Source organism: Rossellomorea oryzaecorticis, assembly GCF_045897515.1.
Taxonomy (GTDB): domain Bacteria; phylum Bacillota; class Bacilli; order Bacillales; family Bacillaceae_B; genus Rossellomorea; species Rossellomorea enclensis.
This window is the reverse complement of the sequence record NZ_JBJOSA010000029.1, coordinates 1-17661: the sequence shown is the minus strand read 5'-3', so window position 1 is coordinate 17661 and position 17661 is coordinate 1. Positions and strand designations below refer to the sequence as shown.

The window sequence follows — 17661 nt, the reverse complement described above, 5'->3', positions numbered from 1 at the left end:
ACCACTAAAAAAGGAGACCCGCCCACCATGACCCTCATCCGACTCGGCTATGTTGCCATGAGCATGAATCTTCAGAATGCTTCGCCGTCACAGACGATGACATATAAGCAGTTTTCTTCGATAAAAGACCGGGAAGCGGCGATTGCGAAGCTTGAGAGGATTGCCCGTTCGAATTTGGAGAATTGTCTGCGCCTGTTGAAGCATAATGTTCTTCATGAGATTCATTTTTTCCGTTTCAGCTCGAAGCTGATTCCGCTTGCGAACCACCCTGATCTGAGGGGGTGGGATTTTATCTCGCCGTTAAAGCCGGAACTGAACAAAATAAAAGAGTATTTGGAGGAGCATCCGATGCGGGTGGGATTTCACCCGGATCATTTTGTCCTGCTGAATACGAGTGATACTGATGTACTCAAGAATACGTTTCAGACATTGAAGATGCACAGGGATCTTCTCAGGGGAATGGGTGTCGATCCGGTGCACCGCTGTGTGCTGCATGTGGGAGGGGCTTATGATGATAAAGAAAAGGCCCTTGAACAGTTCATCCATAATTGGGGGCTGACGCCTGCTTCCCTGCAGGAGATGATCATCCTTGAAAATGACGATACCGTGTTCAGTGCTGCGGATGCCCTCTATTTGTGTGAAAAGCTCGGTGTCCCGCAGGTGTTCGATTATCATCATCACCTTGCCCATCATGAGCGGGACTGGCAGGAAGATTGGGAACGGATCGTCTCCACGTGGAGCCAGTCGCGGCTTCCCGTCAAAATGCATATATCGAGTCCCCGCTCTCAAAAAGAGTACAAAGCCCATGCCGATTTTATCGAACCGGAGATGTTCATGGAATTCCTCCAGGGAATCAAGGGCACGGTCGATCAAGTGGACTGTATGATTGAAGCGAAGAAAAAGGATGATGCCCTTTTCCGGCTGGCGGAGGAACTGAAAGGTGAAAAAGGTTTGGACTGGGTGGACGAAACCTCTTTTGAAATCACTTAACGACAATAACCATCTTTATCATAGCTGGAATGCTGCAGGCATTTTTAACGACTGCAGCATCCAACCGAACTTTTCCACCCGCGCGGCGAAACCAATCCTATCCTCAAACGTAAATATACTGTAAGATTTATACATAGAGAGAGACATGAAGGAGGAAGCGGGTATGAGAGGAGAGCCTCAGAAACGGATATCACCGAAGGCTTTGAAGGTTTGGAAGCTGCATGGTGTGATCCAGTCAGCGGTACTGGCGCTTGCGGTGGCAGGTGTAGCGGTGATGACCTGGTTTTTTGAGTGGCCGCTATGGATCGCGGCTGCGGCTGTCGGGGTCTTGCTATTATTTATCTATTTAATGATCTTTTTTCTTCCGACGATGAGATGGAAGCGATGGAGATATGAAGTGAGGGAGCAGGAAATCGAGCTTCAAAGGGGATTTATTTTTGTGAAGCGGACGCTGGTGCCGATGGTCAGGGTGCAGCATGTCGATACGGTCCAGGGGCCGCTTTTGAAGAGGTATCATTTATCGACGATCACAATTTCGACTGCGGCGACCGTGCACGAAATTCCGGCACTGGATACGGGGGAAGCGGATGAATTGAGGCATTCCATCTCTATGCTTGCAAGGGTGGCGGAAGATGATGTCTGAATATAAACGTCTGCATCCGGTCTCTGCAGTCGCGAATTTTTTGAAGCAATTAAAAGAATTGATTATCCCGTTTGTCCTGTTGTTTGTACTGAACAGCAGGGGGGAGAAGAGCGGGTTTTGGGATTATATGCCCCTGATTTCGATGGGGGTTGTCCTCGTGGTTGTACTTGTGGCCGGTGTGATCAAGTGGCTCAGGTTCACTTACCGCCTGGAAGAGGGAGAGCTCCGGATCGAATACGGTCTTTTTGTGAAAAAGAAACGTTATATCCCGTTTGACCGAATACAAAGCCTTAATTTTTCGGAAGGGATCATCCACCGTCCGTTTGGATTGGTGAAGGTCAAGGTGGAAACGGCCGGGTCGTCCAATCCCCGTGAGTCGGAAGCAGAGCTGACGGCGATCATGAAAGAGGAAGCATTGGAGCTGGAGAGGATCATTTACCGTGAGAAGAAGGGTCAGGCAGTAGAAGAGGGTGAAGTGCCTGCGGCTCATGAAGAAGAAATGCTTAAGGAAGAGAAGCACGTCTTCAAAATGAGTGCCAGGGATATCTGGGTGCTCGCCGCGACTTCCGGGGGTGTCGGCGTCATCCTTTCCGGTGTTGGTGTCTTCCTGTCTCAGTTTTCGGACTTGATTCCGTATGAAGCGGTATTTGATGAAGTAATGGTGTTTGTGAAAAGCGGCTTGGTGTTCATTGCTGTCCTGGTGTTTGTCGTCCTTCTTATCGCCTGGATCATTTCGGTGGGGTGGACGTTTGTGGTGTACGGTGATTTCAAAATCAGGCTGACAGAGGAGAATATAGTCATTACCAGGGGGCTGCTTGAGAAAAAGCAGGTCACCGTTCCGCTGAATCGTGTCCAGGGGGTTCGGATTGTCGAGAACCCGGTGCGTCAGCTGCTCGGCTACTGTACGGTCGTGATCGAAAATGCCGGCGGTTCCGTGCTTGAAAAAGACAGCTCGACGATCAAGTTGATTCCGGTTGTGAAGAAAAAGAGAGTCCCGGATTTGCTCCAAGCTATTTTTCCCGACTACGAACTGACGGATGAATTTAAGCGGCTGCCGAAGCGTGCGGTCAGAAAGTATATATTCAGGGCATCGTTCTGGCTGATCGTACCGGTGGTCATCCTGGCGGTCATGTTTTGGCCGCTTGGACTCTTCAGTCTCCTGCTGGTCATTCCGTTCGGCCTGCTTGGATTCTTCCAGCACCGTGCCGGGGGATGGGGGATCACCGGGAATCAGCTGGTGCTCCGGTATCGCGGGATTCTGAAGCATACAGCATACATGAAGAAAAGCAGGATTCAAGCCCTTGATTCCAGGCAGACCTGGTTTCAAGGGAGAAGGGATTTAAGCAGCATTTCAACGACGCTGAAATCCGGGCAGACAGGTTACTCAAGCAGAGTGGATGATCTTGAGCTTGAAGATGCAGCCAGGATTTATTACTGGTTTTCACATGAATAAAGAAAAAGGTGACCCGTCGGACGTATGGGTCACCTTTTTCATATGACGTTTATTTTTTTCCAGAGATCCAGCCGATGATGAATCCGCCGAGCAGTCCGAAGATATGCGCGGTGATATTGATGCCGGATTGCATGAATGTCATCACCACCCCAATGACCACGATCGGGAGGATGACTTGCCGGCTCTCGCGGGTGATGAATGCTTTTTTCAGCAGGATCATGGCAATGTAGAAGCCGAACAGTCCGAAGATTGCGCCGGAGGCACCGACATGGCTGTAGGTTAGGGGCTTGATTAAATAGGTAATAATATTGGCAAAGACCCCGCTCGCCAGGTAAAGCAGGATGAACCTCATCTTGCCCAGATATTTCTCAAGCGGCGGGCCGAATAAGACGAGTGAAAATGAGTTGAAAAGAAGATGCGCGAATCCAAGATGCACAAAGATCGGCGTAACGAGCCGCCACCACTCGCCTTCCTTGATGAAGAGATTCACTCCGGCAAGCTGTTCATACACCCAGCGCTGCGGGAAGATCGGAAGGGAGCTCACCAAATAAAGAACAATATGAATGAACACAATCAGTGAGATGATCGGATATAACCGCAGGAATTGCGGGAAGCTTTCCGTTCTGACAAACATAGTGTATCCTCCTAAATAGAATAGTGCCGTTCATTACATGGGTTCATTATACTATAAACTATATGAATAACAGGACAAGAGTAGAAGGAGATCTGCATATGATTACAGGGATCGGGTTGGACATCATTGAAATAGAACGTATACAGCAGCTGGTCGGCAGGCAGCCGAAGCTGATCAAGAGGGTTCTGACTGAATATGAGCAGGATCAGCTGTCAGTTCTTTCTGGTTCGCGTTCCATCGAGTTCCTTGCTGGCAGGTTCGCGGCGAAGGAGGCTTTCGCGAAAGCCAATGGGACGGGAATCGGGCAATGCCTTTCTTTTCAGGATATTGAAATAAGCAAGGATGCGAACGGCAAGCCGTTTTTTTCAAAGCCCCAAGGAGTGAATGCTCATTTGTCAATCACCCACAGCAGGGACTTTGCCGCAGCGCAGGTCGTGATTGAAAAATAAAAAAGGCCGGCTTGTCATCTTCGCTAGCATATTCCCCGAGGTTGTCTCATATATTCAGTAGTGCAATAGGAGAGACAAGGCTAGGTATAACTGTCGGGGCACCCGATTGTAAGAGAGACAAAGATAAAGAACGTCTTTTTCTTATACCGTCTAGCTTTCCCCTCTCTCAATTACGTATATCTTGAGACAAAAGGGGCTGAAAAAATGAAGAAAAAGCTAGTTGTACTAGTGATGGCCATGCTTGCAATACTTATGCTGGCCGCCTGCGGGGAGAAATCGAAGGAAGACGTGACGAAGGATCTTAAGTCGAAGGTAGAGGACATGAAGGGGTACAAAGCGGACGCCAAAATGACGCTTCAGGTCGGCGATGAGCCGCAGACCTATGATGTGGAAGTCTGGCATAATAACCCTAATTACTACCGGGTGGCCCTCAAGAATGCCGCAAAGGATCAAAGCCAGATGATTCTCCGGAATGACGAAGGAGTATTTGTCCTGACACCGGCGCTGAATAAGAGCTTCCGCTTTCAAAGCGAATGGCCGAACAACAGCAGTCAGGCTTATCTGTATGAATCTCTTGTCCAGGATGTACTGGAGGACAAGGAAGCGACCTTTAAAGAAACGAAGAGCCACTATGTGTTCACAACGAAAACACGTTATCAGAATAAGCAGATGCTTCCTACCCAGGAGATTGCTTTTAACAAGAAAGATCTTTCACCTGCAACCGTCAAGGTGATGGATGCGGATCATAATTCCCTTGTGAAAGTGGAATTCTCCAAGATGGATATGAAAGCCGCTTTCGATAAAAAAGATTTTGATATGAAGAAGAATATGACGGGCGCCCAGCTTGAAGTTCCGGTTACAGCGGGCGTGGAAGACAAGGAGTTCACTGTCCTCTATCCTATGTCTGAAATCACGGGAACTGAATTGGTAGAAGAAAAAGAAGTGGCGACTGAAAACGGGAAACGTGTCGTCCTGACGTATGACGGGGAGAAATCGTTCACGATCATCCAGGAAAAAACGACCGTGGTTCCTACCATGACGGTGTCCACATCCCTCAAGGGGGAGCTTGTTGATTTAGGATTCACGGTGGCAGCGATGACCGACACGTCCATCCGATGGACCAATAACGGCATCGACTACATGCTTGCTTCAAATGACCTGACTCCTTCCGAAATGGTGATGCTTGCACAGTCTGTACAAGGATCAATGGTGAAATAATAATCTATTAAACGGGGCGGACCTTGTGGTTTGCCTCTTTTCTTTTTAAAAAAGCGGTAAGCCGGCTGCTAATGCCTGTTTACTAAAAGAAGAACCCCAGGCAATGAGTATTATCAACGTGAATATACTCTAATGGACATACTGATTGTGCCAATCCCCGTATAATCGTGCCATCATCCTGATAAATGTGCCGATACCCCATTTTTATGTGCCGCCTGCGAAAATCGCCCCTTTAACACACCAGCAACACACCACCCCTTCCAATCCTGCACAAAGACCCTTGCCACCCGAAAATTAATTTGACACAATAAAAGAATAGATGAATAATCAAAGATATTCTTGAATAGACTGACAATGTTTTGTTGATATGAGGAAGTGACCACAGTGGAAGCAGAGACGCAGTTTTTTCGTGATACATGGGCTGAAATCAATCTTGATCATTTAACGGATAATATAAAAAATATCAAACGGCATATCGCTTCTGATGAAATGAAGATGTTTGCGGTCGTAAAGGCAAACGCTTACGGGCACGGAGATCTCCAGGTTGCAGAGGCTGCCTTGGAAGCAGGCGTGCACGGACTTGCGGTAGCATTCCTGGACGAAGCCGTTTCGCTGAGAAAAGGAGGGATCGAAGCCCCCATACTTGTACTGGGCGCATCACGGGCACAGGATGTGAATCTGGCATCGGATTACAATGTATCACTTACGGCCTTTGATCTGGATTGGCTTAAAGAAGCATCGAAACATTTGAAACCGGATGCACGATTGAAGCTGCATATCAAGTGCGATACCGGGATGGGCAGGATCGGGATCCGTTCTGCAGATGAACTCAAAAAGATCGAGTCGTACATCCATTCCATCAGCCAGTTCGAAATGGAGGGCATCTTCACACACTATGCCACCGCCGACGAACTGGATGATACTTACCTCGAGCGGCAGTTGGGGAAATTCAATGAAATGCTCGCAGTTCTTGATGAACGTCCGGAATATGTACATTCATCCAACAGTGCGGCAGTCCTGAGAAAACCGGACACCCATTTCAACGCCGTCCGCGTGGGGATTGCCATGTATGGGCTCACTCCGTCGCAGGAAATGAAAGAAGTGCTGCCCGTCCCTTTAAAAGAGGTTTTCTCCCTTTACTCAAGACTGATTCACACAAAGGAAATCAAAGCAGGGGATAAAATCAGCTACGGTGCAACCTATGAAGCTTCAGAAAATGAATGGATCGGTACGATTCCTATCGGCTACGCAGATGGATGGATACGTAAGCTGCAGGGGCAGGAGGTCATTGTGGACGGGAAAAGGTCCCCGATTGTCGGAAGGATCTGTATGGATCAATGCATGATATCGCTGCCGCTCCCCTTGAAAACAGGGGAGAAGGTCACCCTTATCGGAAGGGATGGAAATGAAGCGGTCACGATAGATGAGATAGCCGGGAAGCTTGAAACAATCAACTACGAAATCCCCTGCATCATATCTGCGAGAGTACCGCGGATCTATATAAGGGATGGGAAGCCTGTGAAGGTCACTAATAAACTATTATCTTCAGGTTGATAAATTAAAAATGAAATTCATTCCGATTTAATGAATAATTACTATTTTATATGGCGGATACTAGAAGAGATTGATAAATTGTCTTTTCATTCCCGTTATTTAATGGTATGATTAGAATGTTATTGAACAGAAACGGTATGTAGTGATTGGTGGAGGTGTAGTTTGTGTCTGAATCCAGCGCAACAACAGAAATCTTAATTCGTCTGCCGCAACAGCTCGTTACAGAATTAGACGGCTTTGCAGATCAAGAGAATGTGAATCGCAATGAGTTTATTTATCGTGCTACCAAAATGTATTTACGGGAACGTAAAAAACGGCAACTACGTGAATCTATGAGACGCGGCTATATGGAAATGGCTAAGATTAATCTCGCAATCGCTTCTGAAGCGATACAAGCAGAATATGAGGCAGAACATACAGTCGAGCGCTTAGTAAGCGGAGGTTAATCCTTTGATTGTAAAGCGTGGTGACGTATATTTTGCGGATCTTTCTCCTGTTGTAGGTTCAGAACAAGGTGGAGTTCGACCGGTACTTGTTATTCAAAACGATATTGGGAACCGATTCAGTCCCACAGTGATCGTTGCTGCCATTACCGCACAAATCCAGAAAGCTAAACTGCCTACTCATGTTGAAATTGATGCAAAACGTTATGGCTTTGAACGGGATTCTGTTATTTTACTTGAACAAATCCGAACGATTGATAAACAACGTCTGACAGATAAAATTACACACTTGGATGATGAAATGATGGAAAAAGTGGATGATGCCCTCCAAATCAGTGTCGGCTTGATCCAATTTTAACCTCTTTCATCCTATGTGGTTGTGTGATTTCAATAAATAATTTCACAGCTGCAAACAGAAGGCTTGCTGATCAACGGGAACGAACCGATCAGCAAGCCTTCTGTTTTTATATATCCATTTCCTTTACCCTATTATATAGTTAAAAGAAATAGACTGTGGTAAATATCGTCATTTCTATGACAAATCACTTTCAACAATTTATAATAAAAAGGAATATGGGGAAAATATCCGAAAAGTCATTGTTTTTTTCAATTTGATGTTTATTTGTTACTATATTAATAAGTGCGACAAATTTAAAGCATAAGGACGGAATGATTAAATATACGTTACATCTATTCGTATGACACTAGGTGTAAATTTCTTATGGTAGAATGGGGAGAGTTATATGTTCACTCAAATCACGGATTATATCCAGAGTAATAAGTCGGATTTAACAGACGTATGGATGGAACGGATGAAAGAAGAAGCCGATGAAAAGTTCATCCAGGTAGTCTCAGATCAGATTTTTGCCAAGACAAGCCATGAGTTTGTAGAAATGATTGCATCCAATCTGAGGGATTCACAGGAATTTTCATCGAGACTTGAAGACTTTGCCGAGAAGGTAGTACGGTTCGGCTGGCCTTTGACATTTGTAACATCAGCGTTAAGTACGTTTGCCAAAGTGGTTTACGAAGGGATGAAAAAAGATAATCTGATCAAAGAAGAAAACCATGCTGAACAGGTTGAAATATTCGATAAATGGGTCACACCCATGTACAACAAGGTGATCAGTGCTTATACAGAATCATGGGAAAGGACGGTATCGCTTCAAAAAATCGCCCTTCAGGAACTTTCTGCACCGCTGATTCCAGTATTCGAGAAGATTTCGGTGATGCCATTGGTTGGCACGATCGACACCGAACGAGCACGATTGATCATGGAAAACCTCCTGAACGGTGTAGTGAAACACCGCGCGGAAGTCGTCCTTATCGATATCACAGGCGTTCCGGTAGTGGATACGATGGTCGCCCACCACATCATCCAGGCGGCAGACGCAGTCCGGCTTGTGGGAGCCAAATGCATGCTTGTGGGAATCAGGCCCGAAATCGCCCAGACGATCGTTAACCTGGGAATCGATCTTAATCAATTCAGCACGAACAGCACCTTGAGAAAAGGAATAGAAAAGGCACTTGAAATGACTGACAGAAAAATTGTTTCGGCGGAGGGATCAGAGTGAGAATACCGATTTTAAAATTGCACGATTGCTTGTTGATTTCTATTCAATGGGAACTTGATGATCAGACGGCCCTTCAATTTCAAGAAGACCTCCTTCATAAAATACATGAAACGAGTGCAAGAGGGGTTGTCATCGATATTACTTCGATCGACTTTATTGATTCATTTATCGCCAAGGTTCTTGGTGATGTCATAAATATGTCGAGATTGATGGGCGCCAAAGTCGTGATCACGGGCATCCAGCCTGCGGTTGCGATCACGCTGATTGAACTCGGCATCAGGTTGGACGATGTGCTGACCGCTCTGGACTTGGAAAAAGGTTTAGAGAAATTACAGACGGAACTGGGGGATTAGTGAATGGATAGCCAATCCTGCGTGAAGATCACGAATGAATGGGACATCGTTGCTGCCCGCCAGTTAGGAAGGAACGTAGCGAAAGAGCTGGGATTCGGTACTGTCGATCAGGCTCGAATCACTACTGCCATCAGTGAACTAGCACGAAATATTTATCTTTATGCTGGTCATGGCCAAATATGTATAGAAAAGCTTTTCGACGGCGGAAAAAAAGGTGTGCGCATCATAGCACTGGATGATGGTCCCGGTATTAATGATTTAAGAAAAGTGATGGAAGACGGATATTCCACATCAGGTGGTTTAGGAGCAGGGTTGCCTGGAGTGAAGCGTTTGATGGATGAATTCAACGTAGAATCCGTGCCCGGGGAAGGGACGGATATTCGGGCAACAAAATGGCTCCGCTAGGGGGAGTTAGATGAACTTTAGAGAATTGATGGATTCAAAATACAGGGAAATCATAGAACATTATTTGAATGAACAAGATGAAAAGGCGTTGTATCTCGGTCAGAAATTCAGCCGTAAATCCATAGAGCATCATGTATCACCCGAAGAGATCATCAGTCTTCATAAGAGCGTCATGCTTGAAATGGAACCGAATATCCCGCATCATGTCCTGCATGCATTCGACATTTTGCTGGAAGTTATGATCGGGTACGGATTTGCTTACCGCGAGCACCAAAGCCTCAGAAGCAAGCAACAGGAATTGAACAATGAAATCGATATTGCTTCCAACATGCAGCAGACCCTTCTCGGTACAAGCATACCGGCAGTCGAAGGGCTGGATATTGCTGCTGTGAGTGTTCCCGCGAAGAAGATGAACGGCGATTATTATCACTTCGTACAGGATGAACATGACACCGTGAGTGTCGCGATCGCCGATGTAATCGGAAAGGGGATCCCTGCAGCATTGTGCATGTCCATGATTAAATATGCAATGGACAGCCTGCCTGAATACCGCAATGAACCGAATGCTGTACTGGAAAGCCTGAACAGGGTCGTGGAGCAGAACGTGGACGCCAGTATGTTCATCACCATGTTTTACGGTGTCTACAACTCTCATAAACACCTTTTCAGTTATTCATCAGCCGGACATGAGCCCGGCTTCTTTTATAATGCCGCAAGCGGCCAATTCGAGGACCTCGATGCAAAAGGACTCTTGTTGGGTGTGGATAAAAAAGCCAAGTACAGGCAGTATGAACGCCGGGTTGAAGAGGGAGACATGATTATCCTGCTTTCAGACGGAGTGACGGAATGCCGGACGGAAGAAGGCTTCATTGAACGAGAAGATCTGGTGGATCTGATCAGCCAGCATAAACATTTGACCTCGGATGAAATTGTTACCAACGTCTATAAAGAACTGGAGAAACTGCAGCATTTTGAACTGCGTGATGACTTCACCCTGATTATTATAAAAAGAAATTCCTGAATCTTGTTTATCTCCCTTCTTAATGGGGTAAACGAATAAGAGACTTTATTATAATGTTTTCTAAAAAAGGTGGTCATTTTATGAACTTGTCAATAGATATGCAAGAGAGAGAGAACGAATTATTTGTAAAAGTAGCCGGAGAAATTGATGCATATACAGCACCTAAGCTTAAAGAATCCCTTCACCCTTCTGCCGAAGCTGAGAATGATAAAGATATCGTTGTAGACCTATCAGAAGTATCCTATATGGACAGTACCGGACTCGGTGTGTTTGTGGGACTGTTCAAGACGGTCAACGCACGCGGCGGACAGCTTAAACTTGTCGGTTTATCCGATCGTCTGCGAAGATTGTTTGATATCACAGGTTTAGGGGATATTATGAATATAAATTCCAAGGTAGAAGGTGGAGTTGAATGATGCAAGCTTTTGATTACATCGAGATGAAAATTCCTGCCAAGCCTGAATACGTAGGGGTTATTCGTCTGACACTGTCAGGGATAGCCAGCCGTATGGGCTTTGATTATGATGCGATAGAGGACCTGAAGATCGCGACAAGCGAAGCGATCACAAACGCTGTCCAACATGCTTATAAAGGTGGTGACGGAGAAGTGGTGGTCGGCTTTGCCCTTTACGAGGACCGTTTAGAGGTAATGGTGGCAGATCACGGGGAAAGCTTTGACTTTAAAGCGATCCGCAGTGCTGTCGGTCCATATCATGCCGATCATTCCGTTGAATTCCTAAGAGAAGGCGGATTGGGTCTTTACCTGATCGAGAGCCTTATGGATGATGTAAAGGTACACCATAAAGAGGGAGTTACGGTCTTCATGACCAAATTCCTATCAGGAGAGCAGGTGGAGAGGGATGAAAAAACTATCTCAACCTGATCAGCAGGCGCAAAAAGAAAAAGTTCTTCAGTGGATCAAAGATTACCAGGAGCATCAGGATGATGAAGCGCAAAGCCAGCTTATCCTCCATTATCAAAACCTGGTCGAATCCATTGCAAGAAAGTATTCAAAAGGCAGGTCTTTCCATGAAGACATCATCCAGGTCGGCATGATCGGTCTGCTTGGTGCGATCAGGCGTTATGACGAATCTTTCGGCAGGTCCTTTGAAGCATTTGCCATTCCGACCATCATCGGCGAAATTAAACGTTTCCTTCGTGACAAGACATGGAGTGTCCATGTTCCGAGAAGAATCAAAGAGCTTGGTCCAAAGATAAAATCAACCGTAGAAGAGTTAACCAATGAATTGGAACGTTCTCCGCAAGTTCATGAAATTGCCGAATATCTTGAAGTGAGTGAAGAAGAAGTACTGGAAGCAATGGAAATGGGCCGGAGTTACCAAGCCCTTTCCGTGGATCATTCCATTGAAGCAGATTCTGAAGGCAGCACCGTAACGATACTGGACATAGTAGGGAATCCGGATGAGGGCTACGAAAAGGTCAATCAACGGATGGTCCTGGAGAAAGTGCTGCATGTCCTCTCTGACAGAGAGAAAGCAATCATCCAGTATACTTACCTTGAGAACCTGAGCCAAAAAGAAGCAGGGGAGAAGCTGGGTATTTCCCAAATGCATGTCTCCCGTTTGCAGCGCAGAGCCATCAAGAAGCTGCGGGAAGCAATCCAGGAAGAAACGTTCGAGTCGGAGAGTCATTATTAATGAGTTATTTTCAACAAAATGAAATTGAGCTCTACGTAGAACAATTTTCAAAAAATGGTAACCCGTATTACGGAGACAGCTATTATTATGGCTCCACCAAGGATTACTTTGTCTGTGTGCTTGCAGATGGTCTTGGGAGTGGGAAATATGCCTATGAATCCTCTCACGAAGTGGTGGAAATCGTTGAAAAGAACCACCATGAAGATGTGGAGACACTGATGGATTTATGCAACAACGCCCTTCAAAGGAAGCGCGGTGCTGCAGTGGCCATCATCAAGGCTTATTACCACTCGAAAGAATTTGTCTACAGCTGTGTAGGGAATATACGGTTTTATTTGTATTCTCCCGAGGGTAAGGTTACTTACCCATTGCCGGTGACAGGTTATTTATCAGGAAGACCGCAAAAATATCAGACAAAGCGATATTCATATGAATCAAACTCGAGATTCCTGCTGCATTCAGACGGACTGAATATCTCGGGTGTTAAGGCAATCCTGCAAAAATATTCAACATTGCATAGTACAGTTCACGACATTCATACCCGGGTCGACGAAACAGCCGACGACACCACCTATATATTAGGAAGCTTACTCTAAACGAAAGGGTAGGCTTTCTTTTTTTTGTTTTAAAATCATTACAGGGGACAAGGAAGTTTGGTGAGCAGGTGAAAAGATTAATTCTTAACTAATTTGAGGAGTTAACAAACAGATCGGTAATAATATAAAAATTAATTTTCACAATATCCAGCGGTTGATTGTAGTGAAAGCGGAGGCCTGCACGGAAATCATAAGCGATATTGAAGAGACAATATGTATGGCTAATTACTAGCAAAAAGGAACCAACTTACTGTGTTCGAAAAGAATTTTAACTTCACCATATGGTAAACTTAAACGGAAAGCTTTTGGATGGAGGTCGTAACATTGACTGTAACAATATCGAATCAAGAAAACTTATTGCAAAGCGTTTCAAAAAAAGTAAACATATCCCTTAAAAACGTAAAGAACGTTATATCTTTATTGGAAGAAGGAAACACAGTACCATTCATCGCCCGCTACCGTAAAGAACAAACCGGGGCCCTGGATGAAGTCCAGATCAAAGATATCATGGAGCAGTGGAATTACCTGCAAAACCTTGAACAAAGAAAAGAAGAAGTCCTTAGACTGATCGATGAACAAGGCAAGCTGACAGATGATTTGTCACAAGCCATCAAGAAAGCAGACAAATTGCAAAAGGTAGAGGATTTGTACCGTCCATTTAAACAAAAACGACGTACAAAAGCGACAGTGGCGAAGGAAAAAGGACTGGAACCATTAGCCCAATGGATCATGACTTTTCCGGGATCTGCAGACGTCCAGCAAGAAGCAGCCCGCTACGTTTCTGGAGAAAAAGAAGTGACAACGGCTGATGAAGCAATTGCGGGAGCGAAGGACATCATTGCAGAAATCATTTCCGACGAAGCAGCTTATCGTGAATACATAAGGAATCACACATTCCGTAAGGGTGTCATCGAAACAAAAGTGAAAAATGAAGATAAAGATGAGAAGAACGTCTTTGAGATGTACTATGAATACAGTGAACCGGTAAGCAAAGTCGTCCCTCATCGTGTGCTGGCGATAAATAGAGGAGAAAAAGAGGATATCATCAAAGTGAATATCCAGCCTGATACGGACTCAATTCTTCACTATCTGCAAAAACAGGTAGTGAAAAATGTCTATTCCCCAGTGGTTCCCCTTATCAAAGAGGCGGTCGAGGATGCCTATAAACGACTGATCCAGCCGTCTGTCGAGAGGGAAATTCGTAATGAACTGACGGAAAAAGCTGAAGATCAAGCCATTCATATTTTCTCAGAAAATCTCAGGAAGCTCCTTCTTCAGCCTCCTATGAAAGGGAAGATGGTTCTTGGGGTGGACCCGGCCTACAGAACAGGATGTAAGCTTGCGGTGATTGACGAAACCGGAAAAATGCTTGAAGTAAGTGTCATATACCCGCATCCGCCAAAATCACAGATGGCTGCGTCGGAAGAAATGATGAAGAAGATCATCAACAAATATTCGATAGAGGTAGTGGCCGTCGGAAACGGAACGGCTTCCAGAGAGACTGAACAATTCGTGGCGGATGTTTTGAAAAGCATCGATAAAGAAATCTTCTATTTGATTGTGAATGAAGCGGGTGCCAGTGTATACTCAGCCTCCGACGTGGCAAGAGAAGAATTTCCTTCTCTCCAGGTAGAGGAAAGAAGTGCTGTATCCATCGCGAGAAGATTACAGGACCCCCTTGCCGAACTGGTAAAAATCGATCCGAAATCTGTGGGTGTCGGACAATATCAGCATGATGTTTCCCAGAAAAAACTGAATGAATCTCTGACGTTCGTGGTGGAAACCGCCGTTAACAAAGTTGGGGTGAATGTAAACACGGCCTCTTCTTCGTTATTGCAATATGTAGCTGGCCTTTCGAAAACGGTAGCCAATAATATCGTCAAAAAAAGAGAGGAAGAAGGGAAATTCAAATCGAGAGCGCAATTGAAGAAAATCCCGAGGCTCGGTGCGAAAACGTATGAGCAGAGTATAGGCTTCCTGCGAATCACGGATGGAACGGACCTTCTTGACCGGACACCCATCCACCCGGATAACTACGGCGATGTCAAAAAGCTGCTGTCCAAAACAGGGTTCAGTGAAGATGCGATCGGGAGTGAAGAACTGAGACAATCCCTTAATCAACTGAATGTAAATGAACTCTCTGAGGAGCTGGGCATCGGTAAGCTTACCTTGAAAGACATCATCGATGCGTTGATCCGTCCCGGAAGAGATCCGCGTGACGAATTCCCTAAACCCCTCCTTAAAAAAGATGTCCTTAAACTGGAGGATCTGAAAGAAGGGATGGAACTTCAGGGAACAGTCCGCAATGTCGTTGATTTCGGAGCTTTCGTAGATATCGGGGTAAAACAGGATGGGCTTGTCCATATCTCCAAGCTGAAACAAGGCTTTGTCAAACATCCGCTAGATGTCGTATCTGTCGGAGACGTCGTAACAGTCTGGGTCGACAGCGTGGATGTGAAAAAAGGAAGAGTTGCTCTGACAATGATTCAATGATTAAATAGGAAGGCTCTTTTCGCATCTTTGTTGTTCTCAACACTAGAAAATACCGGAACCTGGGTATTTTCGGCTTGTCCGTTCTTTTGTTATTTAAGTGGAGTTCGAGAAGAGCACGTCCACCAGTTAAGGTAAGGACGCAAGCCGCTGTAGAAAAGCAACAATCTTTTAGAAAACAGCCAATAAGAAAGATAAAAAAGCTGACTTGACTGCTACTTCAAGTCAGCTTTTTTATCCGCTTCTGCACATTTGTTTATTACTGAGGGAAGTTTTTCTTCCTATAAAAATTCCAGCATTGATTAAGAAGCTTGATCTGATAACGATTCTTCTCAAGATATGCCTTCCTCATTTGATTCACGAGCCAGTTTGGCATAAGGCACCCTCCTTATTCCAATCTCTTAGAAAACATTCTTGAACCGATGGCTGATGTCCATTCCTTCTGGATGTTATATAATCTAATTGTATGAAACAAAAGGTTGTCCTGTGCGCGGCAACGAACAGATAAAGGAGCATAAGCATGACCAATCAAGAACTGCAGACACTGGTTGAAGAGATTTCAATCCGGCACTTCCAAAAACCATTCCGACACAAAGCTTATTTTAATCCCAGGCTCAGGACTACAGGCGGGAGATATATGCTGGGGAGCCACAATATCGATATTAACGGTAAGTATCTCGAAGAACATGGATTATCTGAATTAATAGGGATCATCAAACATGAACTCTGTCATTATCACCTTCATATTGAAGGGAAGGGGTACAAGCACAGAGACCCGGAGTTCAAGTCCCTTCTTGAACAAGTTGGAGGTGCCAGACATTGCACCCCGCTGCAGAAAACAAAAAAGAACAGGCGGATCCTCATTTATTCCTGTTCAAAATGCAATCTAATGTTTAAAAGGAGAAGAAGGATCGATACAAAGAAATATGTGTGCGGAAAGTGTAAAGGAAAGCTTGTATTTAAAGAAGAACTGATGCAGGAGTCATGATCTTCGAATGAGAGATGCAAGCTGCGGATGTTTTTATAAAAACTCTCCCAAAAATTATTGACAAGGAGTTACTGAGTCATTATAATCGAAAGAGTCGATAAGACATTTTATATGCGTTAGAATACTTCACGTTCCGCAGTAGCTCAGTGGTAGAGCTATCGGCTGTTAACCGATCGGTCGCAGGTTCGAATCCTGCCTGCGGAGCCATTTTTATGGAGAAGTACTCAAGTGGCTGAAGAGGCGCCCCTGCTAAGGGTGTAGGTCGGGCAACTGGCGCGAGGGTTCAAATCCCTCCTTCTCCGCCATTCCATTTATCCTGGCCCGTTGGTCAAGCGGTTAAGACACCGCCCTTTCACGGCGGTAACACGGGTTCGAATCCCGTACGGGTCATAATTCAATTTTTTTCATTTCGAAATTGAATGTGAGATAAAGTATTCACGAACTTATTGATAACGCAATGAAAAATCTTTTGCTAACGCAATCTAATGATAGCTATTTTGCTATCGCAAAAAGCTTTGGTCCGGTAGTTCAGTTGGTTAGAATGCCTGCCTGTCACGCAGGAGGTCGCGGGTTCGAGTCCCGTCCGGACCGCCAGAATTTATTTTAGAAAAGTGGTTGACGACCACGAGGTGGACATGTTATTATATAAACCTCGTCACTTTTCGAGGCATTGGGCTATAGCCAAGCGGTAAGGCATCGCACTTTGACTGCGACATGCGTTGGTTCGAATCCAGCTAGCCCAGCCATGATGAGCCATTAGCTCAGTTGGTAGAGCATCTGACTTTTAATCAGAGGGTCGAAGGTTCGAGTCCTTCATGGCTCACCATTTGATGTTTGCAAAAGGCAAATGTCTCATTACATGCGGGTGTGGCGGAATTGGCAGACGCACCAGACTTAGGATCTGGCGCCGCAAGGCGTGGGGGTTCAAGTCCCTTCACCCGCATTATTATTTCAAAAAAACTATTGACATAACAGCAGTTCCTAGTTACAATAGTGTTTGTCGCTTTTAAAAACGCGGTCGTGGCGGAATGGCAGACGCGCTAGGTTGAGGGCCTAGTGGGGGCAACCCCGTGGAGGTTCAAGTCCTCTCGGCCGCACCAAAGGTTCTAACATACTGCGCCCGTAGCTCAATTGGATAGAGCGTTTGACTACGGATCAAAAGGTTAGGGGTTCGACTCCTCTCGGGCGCGCC

At 45.4% G+C, this 17661-nt stretch carries 20 protein-coding genes and 9 tRNA genes; 27 read left to right on the top strand and 2 right to left on the bottom strand.

From position 1 onward, the window contains the following. Positions 1–27 precede the first annotated feature (27 nt). From uvsE to ACKA06_RS20090, 3 genes are all read left to right on the top strand, one after another. Positions 28–990: a UV DNA damage repair endonuclease UvsE gene (gene uvsE / locus ACKA06_RS20100; RefSeq protein WP_411160493.1), complete on the top strand. Its 963-nt coding sequence runs from the start codon at positions 28–30 to the stop codon at positions 988–990. Between the two features lie 163 nt (positions 991–1153). Then, positions 1154–1633, top strand: a complete 480-nt coding sequence (locus ACKA06_RS20095) for a PH domain-containing protein (protein WP_032085349.1) — start codon at positions 1154–1156, stop codon at positions 1631–1633. Next, positions 1626–3086 carry a PH domain-containing protein gene (locus tag ACKA06_RS20090; RefSeq protein WP_411160492.1) on the top strand — a complete coding sequence of 487 codons (1461 nt, stop codon included), beginning with the start codon at positions 1626–1628 and terminating at the stop codon, positions 3084–3086. The genes ACKA06_RS20095 and ACKA06_RS20090 overlap by 8 nt, the downstream gene beginning before the upstream one ends. 49 nt (positions 3087–3135) lie before the next feature. Here ACKA06_RS20090 and ACKA06_RS20085 read toward each other — a convergent pair whose 3' ends face one another. Beyond that, the gene (locus ACKA06_RS20085; protein ID WP_058300000.1) at positions 3136–3720 is read right to left on the bottom strand and encodes a rhomboid family intramembrane serine protease; all 585 of its coding nucleotides are present in this window, start codon (positions 3718–3720) and stop codon (positions 3136–3138) included. Positions 3721–3818: 98 nt separating this feature from the next. Here ACKA06_RS20085 and acpS point away from each other — a divergent pair, with 98 nt between their 5' ends. From acpS to ACKA06_RS20015, 14 genes are all read left to right on the top strand, one after another. Next, positions 3819–4169 carry a holo-ACP synthase gene (gene acpS, locus ACKA06_RS20080; RefSeq protein ID WP_411160491.1) on the top strand — a complete coding sequence of 117 codons (351 nt, stop codon included), beginning with the start codon at positions 3819–3821 and terminating at the stop codon, positions 4167–4169. A gap of 204 nt (positions 4170–4373) precedes the next feature. After that, entirely contained in the window at positions 4374–5387 is a 1014-nt protein-coding gene (locus ACKA06_RS20075) for a LolA family protein (protein ID WP_032085353.1), read from the top strand. 384 nt (positions 5388–5771) lie between these two features. Then, positions 5772–6941, top strand: a complete 1170-nt coding sequence (gene alr, locus ACKA06_RS20070; RefSeq protein WP_411160490.1) for an alanine racemase — start codon at positions 5772–5774, stop codon at positions 6939–6941. A gap of 164 nt (positions 6942–7105) precedes the next feature. Continuing rightward, entirely contained in the window at positions 7106–7387 is a 282-nt protein-coding gene (locus ACKA06_RS20065) for a CopG family ribbon-helix-helix protein (protein ID WP_032085355.1), read from the top strand. 4 nt (positions 7388–7391) lie between these two features. Next, entirely contained in the window at positions 7392–7742 is a 351-nt protein-coding gene (gene ndoA / locus ACKA06_RS20060; protein ID WP_006838214.1) for a type II toxin-antitoxin system endoribonuclease NdoA, read from the top strand. Positions 7743–8127: 385 nt separating this feature from the next. Beyond that, on the top strand, positions 8128–8958 hold the full coding sequence (locus ACKA06_RS20055) for an RsbT co-antagonist protein RsbRA (protein WP_411160489.1): 831 nt from the start codon (positions 8128–8130) through the stop codon (positions 8956–8958). Further along, complete coding sequence (locus tag ACKA06_RS20050; protein ID WP_058300003.1) at positions 8955–9311, top strand: STAS domain-containing protein; 357 nt, start codon at positions 8955–8957, stop codon at positions 9309–9311. The genes ACKA06_RS20055 and ACKA06_RS20050 overlap by 4 nt, the downstream gene beginning before the upstream one ends. A 3-nt stretch (positions 9312–9314) precedes the next feature. Further along, a complete protein-coding gene (locus ACKA06_RS20045; RefSeq protein ID WP_032085358.1) occupies positions 9315–9716 on the top strand; it encodes an anti-sigma regulatory factor in 402 nt (133 codons plus the stop codon). Positions 9717–9726: 10 nt separating this feature from the next. Beyond that, positions 9727–10737, top strand: a complete 1011-nt coding sequence (locus ACKA06_RS20040) for a PP2C family protein-serine/threonine phosphatase (RefSeq protein ID WP_411160488.1) — start codon at positions 9727–9729, stop codon at positions 10735–10737. Positions 10738–10817: 80 nt separating this feature from the next. Beyond that, positions 10818–11153, top strand: a complete 336-nt coding sequence (locus ACKA06_RS20035) for an anti-sigma factor antagonist (RefSeq protein WP_411160487.1) — start codon at positions 10818–10820, stop codon at positions 11151–11153. Next, positions 11153–11620 (top strand): anti-sigma B factor RsbW, encoded by a 468-nt coding sequence (gene rsbW, locus ACKA06_RS20030; protein WP_032085376.1) that lies wholly within the window; start codon positions 11153–11155, stop codon positions 11618–11620. The genes ACKA06_RS20035 and rsbW overlap by 1 nt, the downstream gene beginning before the upstream one ends. Then, positions 11598–12395, top strand: a complete 798-nt coding sequence (gene sigB / locus ACKA06_RS20025; RefSeq protein WP_032085361.1) for an RNA polymerase sigma factor SigB — start codon at positions 11598–11600, stop codon at positions 12393–12395. Before rsbW ends, sigB begins: the two co-directional genes overlap by 23 nt. Next, a complete protein-coding gene (locus tag ACKA06_RS20020; protein WP_411160486.1) occupies positions 12395–12991 on the top strand; it encodes a SpoIIE family protein phosphatase in 597 nt (198 codons plus the stop codon). Before sigB ends, ACKA06_RS20020 begins: the two co-directional genes overlap by 1 nt. A 336-nt stretch (positions 12992–13327) precedes the next feature. Beyond that, complete coding sequence (locus tag ACKA06_RS20015; RefSeq protein ID WP_411160507.1) at positions 13328–15484, top strand: Tex family protein; 2157 nt, start codon at positions 13328–13330, stop codon at positions 15482–15484. A gap of 256 nt (positions 15485–15740) precedes the next feature. On the opposite strand, the gene cmpA is transcribed toward ACKA06_RS20015, so the two are convergent. Continuing rightward, the gene (cmpA, locus tag ACKA06_RS20010) at positions 15741–15857 is read right to left on the bottom strand and encodes a cortex morphogenetic protein CmpA (protein WP_098151155.1); all 117 of its coding nucleotides are present in this window, start codon (positions 15855–15857) and stop codon (positions 15741–15743) included. A gap of 144 nt (positions 15858–16001) precedes the next feature. Between cmpA and ACKA06_RS20005 the strand changes: the two genes are divergently transcribed. The 10 genes from ACKA06_RS20005 (at position 16002) to ACKA06_RS19960 (ending at position 17659) form a co-directional block, all read left to right on the top strand. After that, the gene (locus ACKA06_RS20005; RefSeq protein WP_058300006.1) at positions 16002–16469 is read left to right on the top strand and encodes a SprT family protein; all 468 of its coding nucleotides are present in this window, start codon (positions 16002–16004) and stop codon (positions 16467–16469) included. A gap of 132 nt (positions 16470–16601) precedes the next feature. Then, a tRNA-Asn gene (locus tag ACKA06_RS20000) sits at positions 16602–16676 on the top strand. Positions 16677–16683: 7 nt separating this feature from the next. Next, a tRNA-Ser gene (locus tag ACKA06_RS19995) sits at positions 16684–16774 on the top strand. Positions 16775–16787: 13 nt separating this feature from the next. Next, positions 16788–16859, top strand: a tRNA-Glu gene (locus ACKA06_RS19990). A gap of 127 nt (positions 16860–16986) precedes the next feature. Further along, a tRNA-Asp gene (locus ACKA06_RS19985) sits at positions 16987–17063 on the top strand. Between the two features lie 77 nt (positions 17064–17140). Next, positions 17141–17215 (top strand) — tRNA-Gln (locus ACKA06_RS19980). Between the two features lie 4 nt (positions 17216–17219). Then, positions 17220–17295 (top strand) — tRNA-Lys (locus ACKA06_RS19975). Positions 17296–17330: 35 nt separating this feature from the next. Next, positions 17331–17412 (top strand) — tRNA-Leu (locus ACKA06_RS19970). Between the two features lie 71 nt (positions 17413–17483). Continuing rightward, positions 17484–17569, top strand: a tRNA-Leu gene (locus ACKA06_RS19965). Positions 17570–17585: 16 nt separating this feature from the next. Next, a tRNA-Arg gene (locus ACKA06_RS19960) sits at positions 17586–17659 on the top strand. The last annotated feature ends 2 nt before the right edge of the window (positions 17660–17661 follow it).